This window comes from Undibacterium sp. Ji22W (assembly GCF_049340305.1).
Classification (GTDB): Bacteria; Pseudomonadota; Gammaproteobacteria; order Burkholderiales; family Burkholderiaceae_D; genus Undibacterium.
Genome location: NZ_JBMPOU010000002.1, coordinates 757,921 through 770,089, shown reverse-complemented (window position 1 = coordinate 770,089; position 12,169 = coordinate 757,921). Strand labels below are relative to the sequence as shown.

At 46.7% G+C, this 12,169-nt stretch carries 7 protein-coding genes; 6 read left to right on the top strand and 1 reads right to left on the bottom strand.

The window, feature by feature from the left end:
* The first annotated feature begins 214 nt into the window (after positions 1-214).
* From ACO0KW_RS10090 to ACO0KW_RS10080, 3 genes are read left to right on the top strand one after another with little or no spacing between them, the layout of a single operon-like run.
* Positions 215-1,657 carry a class I SAM-dependent methyltransferase gene (locus ACO0KW_RS10090; RefSeq protein WP_423052948.1) on the top strand — a complete coding sequence of 481 codons (1,443 nt, stop codon included), beginning with the start codon at positions 215-217 and terminating at the stop codon, positions 1,655-1,657.
* 13 nt (positions 1,658-1,670) lie between these two features.
* A complete protein-coding gene (locus tag ACO0KW_RS10085) occupies positions 1,671-5,159 on the top strand; it encodes a glycosyltransferase (RefSeq protein WP_423052947.1) in 3,489 nt (1,162 codons plus the stop codon).
* Positions 5,153-6,115 carry an acyltransferase family protein gene (locus ACO0KW_RS10080; protein WP_423052946.1) on the top strand — a complete coding sequence of 321 codons (963 nt, stop codon included), beginning with the start codon at positions 5,153-5,155 and terminating at the stop codon, positions 6,113-6,115. Before ACO0KW_RS10085 ends, ACO0KW_RS10080 begins: the two co-directional genes overlap by 7 nt.
* Positions 6,116-6,131: 16 nt before the next feature.
* On the opposite strand, the gene ACO0KW_RS10075 is transcribed toward ACO0KW_RS10080, so the two are convergent.
* A complete protein-coding gene (locus ACO0KW_RS10075; RefSeq protein WP_423052945.1) occupies positions 6,132-6,836 on the bottom strand; it encodes a Crp/Fnr family transcriptional regulator in 705 nt (234 codons plus the stop codon).
* A 318-nt stretch (positions 6,837-7,154) separates the two neighbouring features.
* Here ACO0KW_RS10075 and ACO0KW_RS10070 point away from each other — a divergent pair, with 318 nt between their 5' ends.
* From ACO0KW_RS10070 to ACO0KW_RS10060, 3 genes are all read left to right on the top strand, one after another.
* Positions 7,155-8,522: a FecR family protein gene (locus ACO0KW_RS10070; protein ID WP_423052944.1), complete on the top strand. Its 1,368-nt coding sequence runs from the start codon at positions 7,155-7,157 to the stop codon at positions 8,520-8,522.
* A gap of 86 nt (positions 8,523-8,608) precedes the next feature.
* Positions 8,609-10,600: a CHASE2 domain-containing protein gene (locus tag ACO0KW_RS10065; protein WP_423052943.1), complete on the top strand. Its 1,992-nt coding sequence runs from the start codon at positions 8,609-8,611 to the stop codon at positions 10,598-10,600.
* Positions 10,601-10,932: 332 nt separating this feature from the next.
* Entirely contained in the window at positions 10,933-12,066 is a 1,134-nt protein-coding gene (locus ACO0KW_RS10060; RefSeq protein WP_423052942.1) for a hypothetical protein, read from the top strand.
* Positions 12,067-12,169: the final 103 nt, after the last annotated feature.

Below are 12,169 nucleotides of genomic sequence, written 5' to 3'. Positions count from 1 at the left end.
CAGGCTAAAAACTGATGAAATAAGGCAAATAATAAAGTCGCTTATTGTACATGTAGATCCGGTCAGTCTTTGTCGAACTTTGTCTGAATATTGTAGAAATATTAAATCAATAAAGCGGAGAGGCGACCTGATCATTTATACTGAACTATTTTTTCAGCGCAGCACTAATTTATGTTGAATGATGCCGACGGTCATGGCGAAGAGTAATGATATTATGAAAACACAGCAGCAACTTGAGGCAGAAGATGTCTTGATTCGCCAACGCATACAATCAAATGCGGGTGCCGCGCACAACCGACCCCTTGATCAGCGGAGCGGCTCAAGCCAGATCGACGCGAATATTTTTGCACAGAAACCGCCTTTTCCTTCTAGTCCTGAAAACTTGCAGCAGGCATTGCCGCAAGAGCTGCCAGGAAAGGTATGGCCACGTGGCATTATTCCTTATTTTAAAGCCAGAGTGGCGGCAGTGTTTGACGCGAGTTTGCCTTTAAAAAACCGGCTGCGCTCCTTGCCGGTTTTGGGTTATGGATTTGGCTGGTTAAATGCCTTGTTGCGTTTGCCATTGACGCGTTACCGACATACCGTCGCAATTGATGTGTTGCGTCAACAAAATATTCTGTTGCATGCGCAGATACAAAGCTTAAATCATCGAATTAGTTTGTTAGAGCCTTACATAAATCATCTATGGCAAGACCTAGAAAAACTGCAAGAAATACAAAGTGCATCACGCCTGCGGAAATTAGAAAATTTTGATATCGGTAACCGATTAATGCAGCTTGAACAATTAGAAATTGCGCGTAAATTTAAACAAATGACGCACTTGATTAGCCTTGCTCAGCGTGACCGCCCGCACAACCAACCCGATTACACGGAATTGTTAAAGCGCTTGGAAGTTTTGGAAAAGAATGCGCGCGGGTCTTCCGATCTTGCGCAGACAAAAGCAAATCCTTCCGAACACGAAATTGCCTCAGAGGCATCGTCAACTGCACCAGACCTAGCCGATTTTTATGTGGAGTTTGAAGAACTGTTTCGTGGCTCGCATGCCGACATTAAACGACGTCAAGAAGTTTATTTGCCGTATTTGAGTGACATAACGGCGCAAGCTCCGGAGCACAGAAAATTATTTGTGGATATCGGATGCGGTCGTGGTGAATGGTTGGAACTATTGAGCGAAAGCGAAATTCCCGCGTTAGGAATCGATTCGAACGCCAGTATGGTGGAAGCCTGTTTGCGCAATGGATACGCGGCGAAAGTCGCGGATGGCATAGAATTTTTGCGGCAACAACAAAAGTCCAGCCTGTCAGGCGTCAGTGGATTTCATATTATTGAACATCTGCCCTTTGAAAAATTGATCGCTCTGTTTGACGCTGCCTATGCCGCACTAAGTGATGGTGGTCTACTGATTTTCGAGACGCCCAATCCTGAAAATCTGATTATTGGCGCCTGTAATTTTCATTACGATCCTACGCATCTGAAACCTATAGTGCCAGATGTAGCGCAGTTTATTGCGCGCCAGCGTGGCTTCCGTCAGGTCGAAATTAAGCGCCTTCACCCTTTTCCAGAACGTGCCCAGATGACGGGCGATAGCCAACTTGCTCAGACTTTGAATAAGTTTCTTTTCAGCGAACAAGATTACGCTGTGATCGCGCGCAAATAGTTCGACACTTTCTATGACAGATATTATTTCAAATACTTCGTCGACGATGTCGCTCAAACAAATTCACCAATACTATTTGGCGTTGGAAGCAGATCACGAGCTTACGAATAGCATGTTTTATATTCGACGGCTATTACGTGATTTAGGTTTTATTTCTCACATTTATGCCGACACGGTTCCAGTTGATCTACAGGGCGAAGTGTTCGATATCGCGCAGTTGCCGGCGCAAGAAAATGTTCTGTTACTCGTCCACCATTGTTCGAGATACTCAGCAGACAATCACTGGCAACGTCTAATTGAATTGCCGTTTCCTAAAGTGATGGTGTATCACAGCCTAAGCGCGTCACCATGTTTGTCAGGCGAAGCAGGTATCGTCGAGCGCGAACAACTGAGTCATTGGGGATCGCATTTTCTCGGTGCGATCGGCATGTCAGCACGGCATGCGCAAGAACTTCGGTCATGTCATTTTACGAATGTGGCGACAATTCCTTTGCAGTTTGATGTTGAAAAATGGCTGAATGTGCAACCAGATGTAGCGGATTTCACGCAATTACGGAATGCTTATAATGTGCTGTTTGTCGGCGATATTTGCGAAGACCAACAGCAACTTGAACTGCTAGATTTAATTTGGCACTTAAAACATAATTCACCAACACCTGTTCGTCTGATACTAGCGGGTGCCGCGAAGAACGAAGCCTACCGGGCATTGTTAGACCAAATTATTGCAGAACGTGGCTTGCAAGACGAGGTGCTCTTCATTGGCAAGCTGAGCGATGAAAAATTGCTTGGGTTGTACCGTTGCGCTGATGTGTTTGCGAGCTTGAACGCGCATGAAGAATTTGATACTCAGTTGCTTCTTGCGATACGTCATAGGTTACCGATGGTGTTGCGAGCGAGCCGTGATATGACCAATGCAACGGGCTCCGGTGGATTAGTGCTGCCAGCCGGTAGTAACCCGTGGGATTTTGCTCAGGCAGTCTGGACTTTGTCGCAGGAGCCAGGCTTGCGGCGCCAGATTATTGAACGCCAACTTAGTCATCTGCAGCGTGTTTCAGGCAAGTCTGCGCGCTCTCAGCTGCACGACTATTTGCAGTCAATACAGATTGAACTCTCGGTTATCGCGCCGCCCTTGAGCGCAGGTAAGTTGACACTCTCAGCTCACGCAGACGAGAGAAGCTCGACATCCACAACCAGCGAATTAGATCAGTCCAATGACTGGCAAATTGAAGGGCCATTTGATTCCAGCTATAGTCTGGCAATTGTGAATCGTGAATTGGCAAAAGCATTTGATCAGTTGCACATCCCCTTACGTTTGCGTTCGCATGAGGGACATGGCGATTTTGTGCCAGCGCCTGAATTTTTACAAGCGGACGCGGTGTGTCGACGTCTCTATCAGGCGTCACTCACGGCACACCTGCCGCCCGCCGTCGCTCTGCGATTTTGTTATCCCCCACATCTTGATGATATGCCGGCGACAGTGCGTGCGATTCATTCTTACGGTTGGGAAGAAACAGGTTTTCCAGGCGCGTATGTAGAAGAATTTAATCGACGCCTTGATTTGATCTCGGTGTTGTCGAAAACCGTCGAAAAAATCTTGCGTGACAACGGCGTGCGGGTACCTATCGCAGTGACGGGCGCTGGCGTTGATCACTTATTGCGGACTCTGCCGGGCGAATTGCCAGCGGCTCTGACTACATCATGCAAGGCATTCCGTTTCTTGCATATTTCTTCTTGTTTTCCGCGCAAAGGCGTGGACGTATTGTTGCGGGCATATGGTGACGCGTTTCGGATTCAGGATGAGGTCAGCCTGATCATCAAAACTTTTACAAATATTCACAATACAGTTGCCGCGCAACTGCAGGAACTACAACGAGTCGATGCAGATTTTCCGCATGTCGTGCTGGTGAATGAAGATTGGGACGACGCAAAAATCGTCGCGCTGTACCAATTTGCCAATGCCTTCGTTGCGCCAAGTCGCGGTGAAGGTTTAGGTTTGCCGATGGCCGAGGCGATGTTATTTGAGTTGCCGGTGATTACGACCGCGTGGGGTGGGCAAACGGATTTTTGCGATGATACGACAGCCTGGTGTTGCGATTATAGTTTTCAAAAAGCACAGACCCACATGCAATTGACCCACACTTTATGGGCTGAGCCAGACCAGCGACACCTGACACAGTTGTTAAAGCATATTCATACGATGGACGATGTGCAAAAAAATGCCAAAACCAAGGCCGCACGTCAACGTGTGATGCGCGATGTGAGTTGGGCTAAAGCCGCGCAGAATGTACAAGCGGCAGTTGGTGCATTAACTCAGCAGACCACTTTACGACGTGAACCAAAAATCGCTTGGATCAGTACGTGGAATGCACGTTGTGGTATCGCCAATTATTCGGATTATCTGACCCAGGCATTCCCACTGGGTCGATTTACGGTTTTGGCAAATCACATTGCTGAGCGTATGGAAGTTGATCAATCACACGTGATTCGTTGCTGGATTGCGAGCGAAAGCGAGCACCTCGATTACGCGCTCGAAATTGTCGAAGCGCAAAAATTTGATGCGGTCGTAATTCAATATAATTTCAGTTTTTTTAGCCTAGAGACTTTGGCCGCGACGATAGAGAGACTTAAAGCAGCTGGCAGGCAAGTGCATCTCTTCTTCCATTCGACTGCGGATGTCTTATTGCCTGGCCAAGCCAAAACTTTGCGCAGTATTGCCGCGCAGTTAAGGCTGGTAGATAGAATTTTTGTACACGGCATTGACGACATGAATCGTCTAAAAAATTGGCAGTTGGTCGACAATGTGACCTATTTCCCGCATGGTATTGCACAATCATCTGCGCCCGTAATGACAACGCAGATGTCGGAACGCGATGTCACAAGAACCGTGATTGCCTCGTATGGATTTTTGTTGCCGCACAAAGGGATCCCTGAACTGATAGAAGCGTTTTCTTTGCTTGATCATGAACGTGAAAATCTTCATTTAATGTTAGTGAATGCCTTATATCCAGTACCAATATCGACTGAATTAAAAAATAGCTGTCTAGAATTAATTGAGCATTTAGGCTTGCAGAGCAAAGTAAGTCTGCTGACGGATTTCTTATCGGATACCGAAACACAGAGTTTATTGGCGCAGGCGGATGTCATCGTTTTCCCTTACCAGCAGACCCAAGAATCATCGAGTGCCGCGGTACGTGTTGGCCTAGCCAGCGGGCGGCCAGTTGCGGTCACGCCTTTGACGATCTTTGAAGACGTGGAAGATGCGGTGACCAAGTTGCCAGGTACGACGCCGGTCGAACTGGCACACGGTTTGGCGCAAATGATAGCGTCATTGCACGCAATCGCGTCATCACATTCTGTAGCGTCACCAAGCATGCATGAAAAAAAGGCCCGTGCCGAATTGTGGATGCAAGAACGACGTTGGCCTGCACTATCTAGGCGCTTGTTGAACATAATAGATGGGATTGCGAATCAATTACCGCAGAAAGACGATACATCATGTTAGGAAGTTTTCGATTGATGTTGGCGATTTTGGTCGCCTTGAGTCATGCCGGTTTTCGGATCGCCGGACTCAACCCCGGGGTCTTTGCCGTGGTTTGTTTTTATCTGATTTCTGGCTATGTGATGACAGGTTTGCTGCGCCGGCATTATGCTGGGTGGCACGATATCGGCGCGTTTTACACGGACCGCGGTTTGCGTTTGTTGCCGCAATATTTTGCTCTCGCCCTATTGACACTGTTATGGTTCTACGGGGCGCACCAGTACACCGCGTTCCTACAACATAATCCGGACGGGATGGAATTGTTAGCGAATTTTTTGGTCGTCCCTTTGAACTACTTCATGTTCAACCACAGTGATCAATTTACTTTGATTCCACCGGCTTGGTCGCTCGGGGCAGAGATTCAGTTTTACTTATTGATGCCGCTGATTTTGTTGTGGCGGACGCGTTGGCTGGTTGTGGTCGGCAGTTTGCTGGTATTCGCTACGGCCGCATGGGGGATGATTCATACCGATTATTATGGCTATCGTTTATTGCCAGGCGTGTTGGTCTTTTTTATGCTCGGATCTTTTTTGTATGACTATCGTGAGCAAGCGGTACAGCGCAAAACGCTCATTGTTATTGCCCTCGCTACAGTATTGAGTGGCGTCGCGGTGTTAGGGTATAGCGGACACCTGCAGCTTCCATATAACCGTGAGACTTTACTTGGGGCCGCAATCGGCGTCCCGGCCTTATATTTCTTAGGTCGTTTGCCTCAGCGCCATTGGGATAATCGCTGTGGCGATTTATCGTATGGCATATTTCTTAATCATTTTCTGCTGCAATGGAGCTTCATCGGAGTGCCGCAGTCAACAGGAGCTTGGGGATTATATATCGCTAGTTCCATAGCATTGTCGTATCTCACGCAAAAACTGATAGAGCAGCCCGTGCTGCAGTGGCGCAAGAAACTACGTAAGGCGTAAAAGTAGGCAGGCGAGATTATTTTTTAGGAACGCTAGCTTCGTCGACACCGACAGTGGCGGCATGTTTAAGTTGTTCTGGTTTTTTTACGATCAGGATCGTGCCCTGCTTTTCGACAATATTTAATTTCATCAAAGTGTGAATGGCGCGCGATACAGTTTCACGACTGGTGTTCACCATAATCGCGATTTCATGTTGCTTTGGTAAGCCTTCGATGATCTGCCCATCTTTTGAATCTCTGACAAAGGTATGCAGCTGTGCATAGACACGTTGAAACGCATTTGGAATACTCAAAAGTGTGCGTTGATTCGACGCTGCGCGCACAATTTGTGCAAAATGCGTCATGAGTCTTTTAGCAATCAGCGGGTGATGAAAAATTAATTCCCGGGCGTGATTACTGGGCAAAAAAGCGACCTCGGAAAGTTTGACTGAGATCACCGACGCAGAACGCGGCTGCCCATCAATGACGGATAATTCGCCAAAGTAAGCTCCAGGCAAAATGAAGTGAATGCCAATTTCTCTACCCTCTTCGCTAAGATCGACTACTTGTAACTTACCGCTTAATAAAAAGCCCAGACTGTCAGCGGTTTCTCCTTTGCGCATCACAATGTCGTGGCTCAAAAAGCTACGGCTGGTCATCAGCTGTGCCACTTTCTTGAGCAACGGTTCGTCAAAATCTTTGAACAGGGGAATGTTTGCTGCTACTTCAAATGCAATGGACATGTAGATAGGAAAAAGACTTGAATTGAAAGAAAATTATCTTATTGTGAATGCTTCACGTCGACAAACTTATTGATTAATATCACTTAATTGTGTTTTGTGTAAAGTTCATACTGTGCTCTTATCTGTTTGGACATCGAAGAATAGACGGGTTTCGTCACTTTAAGCGCCATATTCTCGTGATTCAAATTAAAACAAAACGTCCTTAAAAAACAACAAGATAACTGAAATAATGTAGAATCGCGTGTAGAGTTACCAAGCGGCAAATGAAGCATCGTTCGCCAAAAAGAATTTTAGCTGTTTTACAGGTTATTAGGTGCTATGCAGGATTTTATATTCAAATTAAATAAATGGATGTTCGCGACGGTCTTGGTGTTTTTGACACAGGGCATGGCGTACGCGCAGCTTGGTGCAGGCACTGTTTCTTTCGTTATTGGTGACGCCAATGTATCGACAGCCTTGACGCCTGATCAAGCAATTCATCGTGGAGATCAAATCGCCGCCGGACAAATCATTTTGACTGGAGCGAATGGTCACGTACATTTGAAAATGATTGATGGTGCTTTCGTCAGTATTCGTCCGATGTCCCGCTTTCGTATCGAAGAGTACAAATACGATGCAGAAAATCCGAAAGACAGTCGCGTTAAGTTCACACTCGAATCCGGCACGGTACGCAGCATCACAGGTAAGGCTGGCCAGTCAGCAAAACAATCTTTTCGCCTAAACACGCCCTTGGCCGCAATTGGCATTCGCGGGACAGACTTTGTGGTGCAAGCTGGCGCCGACGTCACTCGCGTGATGGTGCAAAGTGGTGCGATTGTGATGACGCCATTGAACAAAGAATGTTTGTTCGCGGAACTTGGTCCTTGTAACTCCAATGCGGCTCGTGTGCTGACATCGGCGATGCGTGATGCCTATCTGGAATTACGTAATCGTAAAGAAGCACCTATACTGGTGCCGGCAGCGAAGTCTTTAAATTCGCCCAATTTATTATCACCCCCACGCCCTGAAGAACCTGCAGTGGATAAGGCCAATAAGGGCTCAAATTCGTCTGCTACTGAAAATGGTCAGGACAACGCCCAGTCAGTTGCGGTCGCCACGGTGAAAAGTCATGTGGATGCTTTGGTGAAAGACGCGAAACCTCCTGAAATTGCACCTGATAAAATAACGCAAGGTCCACCACCAGTCGCATTGCCGACCGCACCAGCCAGAATTTGGTGGGGGCGCTGGGCGATTGCCGAAGATGAGGGACGTTCTTTTAATTCAGTCAATACCTCTGATCGCGAAGTGACGATTAGCAATGTAGTGTTTGGCATGCTACGTGAAAAAGGCGAGGCCTTTGTTCCTAGTTCTGGTGTGGCTAAATTTTCCCTAGCGGAATCGGAGTCGTATTTGTTGAATCCAGACCGGTCTTTGACGGTCGCCAATATTACCGACCCGAAGTTGACGATTGATTTTGGACGTAAGAAATTCGATACTTCGCTAATAGTCAACGTCAAAGGTCTAGTGCCAACTGAAATTCGTGCGACTGGCGAAATTACGCTCCAAGGATTGTTTATGAGTGAAACAACTTCACCAGAGACAATTTTGGCCGGATCTTTATCGAAAAGTGCAGACCAGGCTGGATTTATATTTCAGAGAACAACCTCTGGCGGTATAGTCACTGGTGCAACCCGATGGGTTCAATGAGTAAGTGACTTTTAATCCATTTACTTACGCAGCACAACCATCGAAAATCAGGAGTCCGCTCCTGATTTTTTTATTCTGAACAATTTATGCGTTTTCCACAGACCCGGTTCTTGACTTCACTGTGTGTCTTATTGGTCGTGGTCTTTGCCGGCCATTTCTCTCCTGAATTTACTGGGCCGATAGAGAAATTCCTCGGCGATTGGCGTTTCCGTGCTGCCATCAACTGGACCAGTTATCAAGCGCGGCAACGTTCGCAAGATAACAAAGAGCGCCGCCTTGTCCTCATTGATATCGACGAAAAAAGTGTCGCTGTCGAAGGTGCTTGGCCTTGGCCACGGACAAAAATCGCGGCATTGCTCGAGAGTTTGATTGAACATTATCAGGTGTCAGGTGTGGCACTCGATATTGTCTTTCCAGAGGCACGCGACAACGATGATGTTTTGGCAAAGCAGATGACAAGATCAGCGGTAACTGGTGCAGTTATCTATGATTTACAAAGCCGAAATTTGCCACAAATCAGCTATGATTTGCCCTCAATGATCGGGTCGGAATTCCCCAAAAACGCGCCGCGAATAATTGGGCATGCGACGACGAGTAATTATCCATCCATCTTACCAACACGGGTGGGACATATCACGCCAGTGATTGACAGCGACGGCGCGATCCGAAAAATTCCTGGCGCGATCTGCGCCCCGGGAATAACTATCAAGTGTGTTCCCTTGTTTGAAGCGTCAATCATGAGTGGCTTACTTGAACAACCTCAATTGCGTTTGCAAGCTGGCGCAAGTATCTTCTCCTCGCCGTGGGAATTACTGGTGTTGGATGGAAGCGAAGGTAGTGATGCGGCGATTGCGCACATTCCGCTAGACAGAGATGGGTTACTAGTGATTCCCTACCGGCATCTTCCCACTGACTGGATCGCATTTTCGGCGACGGACATACTGCGGCGTCAAATCGAGGTACAAGATTTGCGTTCGACGATTGCCTTAATTGGATCTACCGCAATGGGTATGGCGGACGTTATCGCAACGCCGATTAACCCGAATGCCGCTGGCTTAGAGCCGCATGCGGAGATTTTGTCAGCCATGTTAGATGATAGTTTTGCCTATCAACCAAAGTATGCTGAGCTGCTGGTTTTGAGTGTACTTTTCCCTCTCCTATTGTTATTGAATTATGCAAACCGGCGCTGGAAAACATCCTTGCTCGCTTCCTTGATTTATCCAGCCTGGCTGATCATTACTTGTGGATGTGGTTTTGTATTGTCGTTGTGTTTCTATTTGTTTGCGAATCTGCTACTGCCACTTTTTGGATTCTTGATTTTCCCCCCTATCGCTATCTTGATTTATGTTTTGTTCGCTTTGTACAAATCAAATACAGCCTACTTTGGTTTGCAAAAACTGATGAGCGTTTATTTACCAAGACAAGTCACTAATCAGCACGATGATGCAGTGCGGGCACCGCGCATTATGGATACCAGCATCGATGCGGCGCGCCGAGAGATTACCGTTTTGTTTGCCGATGTCCGAGGGTTCACTGGTTTGGTTGAGACGCAGAGTCCTGAAGTGATCGCAGTTCTCATGGACAAAATTTTTAGTGAAATGGCGAGTGCGGTGATTCACCACGGCGGAACCATCGATAAATTTATCGGTGATGCGGTCATGGCATTTTGGAATCCTAACGAACAAGTTGTCGCGCGCAATAATGAGCAAACCATTGGAAGTGTAGACAAACATGCGAGGTCTGCATTGATGGCGGCTAAAGAAATGCACCAACGTATACAAAATTTGGCGGATTTTTGTACGCAACTCGGTGTACCGCCAGTCAGTATTAGTATAGGCATTGAATCCGGGATGGCGATAGTCGGACACTTTGGCTCAGAACAAAGACGGACCTACACAGCCTTCGGCGATGTCGTGGTGGTGGCAAGTCGTTTAGAGGCCCTAGCAGCGCAATTCCAGGAGCATATTTTATTGGGGCAAGGATGCTCGCAACAATTGGAACAGAACGAGCTCCGCCATTTGGGGCAAACGCAAATTCGTGGTCGGTCACAATCAATTCAAGTGTTTGCACCGCTTTGATAGATTGCCGCAGTCGCCGCACTCCCTGCAATCGCGTCGATTGCACAACGATGACACTCTATAGATAGCTTATGTACTTTTCGATTTTCCAAATTTCTCGAATTTGTTTGATGGTGGGGTGTTTGACGATTGCATGGTGTGGTCCGCTGTGTGGTTCGGCGTACGCCCAAAGCTCAAGTCAGGCGAGCGATGTTCTGATGCAAAAATTGAGAACATTTCCAGCGGCCTACGAATCCTTTATGCAAGCAAAGGTGGCTGATGCGATTCAGATCTTGGATGCGCAATCGATAGCGTATCAAGATGACGCCGAGTACTTTAATTTGGTTGGTGTATTGCAGTTAAAACAAAAAGACTATGTTGCCGCTGCCAATATGTTTGAGCGGGCGGTCTTGATTGATCATGATAATGCCGGTGCGTGGATGGATCTCGCCATCGCCACATTCGAGTCTGGAAACGTCATCAGCGCGCAGAGTTACTTCGAATATATAGAAACGAAATTTCAGCCGCCAGCCGCGATCAGAAAACTGATTGATGCTTATAAGAAGCGAATCGAACTTAAATCCTATTCACCCAAACCGTGGCAAGCGCTTGCTGAATTTCAGGTGGGGCATGATTCGAATGCGAACAGCGGGCTGCAATCGAGTGCTATTCCCATAACTTTTGGTGGTGAAACAGTTAATCTCCCTTTGGATTTGAGTTTGAAGGCGCGCGCAGATCAATTTATACAAGCCGCAGTGTCGGGTAATTATCGATACGCTGGTGAGAATTACCTGATCGAGGTTGGTGCTGGCGCAAAGAATCGTACCTATCAACAAGAGAAGGCCTTCTCCAGCACTGAGTTATCGGCCAATGCTGGGTGGCAATTCTGGACCAGTCAAGGCATTATCGCTACTGGCCTCTATATAGACCACAGCCAATTATCAGGCCAAAGCCTATTAAATAACCTTCGGTTGAATGCCGCATGGGATCGCCAATGGAAAACTTGTCGATATGATCTTGGTTCTGAATTGGAATTGCGAAGATACCTTGCATTACAGCCGTTGAATGCTAATATTGTTTGGATGCAATTGGCGGGTGCCTGTCATGCCGAACTGATAGATCGGGACATCCAGGTATCCATGATTACCCGTTTTGGCATTGACGACGCAACGGGCATCAGGGCAGGAGGCAACTCCCAGCGCAAAGAATGGATGCTGCAATTAAGTGTGCCAATAAGCAACAAAATCAATTCCCAGATAAGTGTGAACTTTTCCTCGACCTTAGACGCAAAAGGTTACAGCGATTTACTTGAAAATAATGCACGTAGAAATTTAACTAGAAAAAGTTACGGTTGGCAATTTTCCGCACTCGTTTATCCCAATGTAAATGTTCTATTCAAAATAGAAAAAAATCTCATTCAATCCAATTTGTCTTTGTTCAATCAGTCTGGTCAACTTGTTAATTTAGGGCTGAAAGTAGGGTTTTGAAAAGCCTCGCTTGATAATTAGTAAAAATATTAGATAAAAGTATTTTTTTACAATGTTAATACAAACAAGTGTTTACATTCAAGGCAAGTTCTGCAGTAGAATT

What these genes read in the sequence shown, in the direction of transcription:
- ACO0KW_RS10090 (WP_423052948.1), top strand. Translation starts at nt 215, where the DNA reads ATGAAAACACAGCAGCAACTTGAGGCAGAAGATGTCTTGATTCGCCAA.
- ACO0KW_RS10085 (WP_423052947.1), top strand. Translation starts at nt 1,671, where the DNA reads ATGACAGATATTATTTCAAATACTTCGTCGACGATGTCGCTCAAACAA.
- ACO0KW_RS10080 (WP_423052946.1), top strand. Translation starts at nt 5,153, where the DNA reads ATGTTAGGAAGTTTTCGATTGATGTTGGCGATTTTGGTCGCCTTGAGT.
- ACO0KW_RS10075 (WP_423052945.1), bottom strand. Translation starts at nt 6,836, where the DNA reads ATGTCCATTGCATTTGAAGTAGCAGCAAACATTCCCCTGTTCAAAGAT.
- ACO0KW_RS10070 (WP_423052944.1), top strand. Translation starts at nt 7,155, where the DNA reads ATGCAGGATTTTATATTCAAATTAAATAAATGGATGTTCGCGACGGTC.
- ACO0KW_RS10065 (WP_423052943.1), top strand. Translation starts at nt 8,609, where the DNA reads ATGCGTTTTCCACAGACCCGGTTCTTGACTTCACTGTGTGTCTTATTG.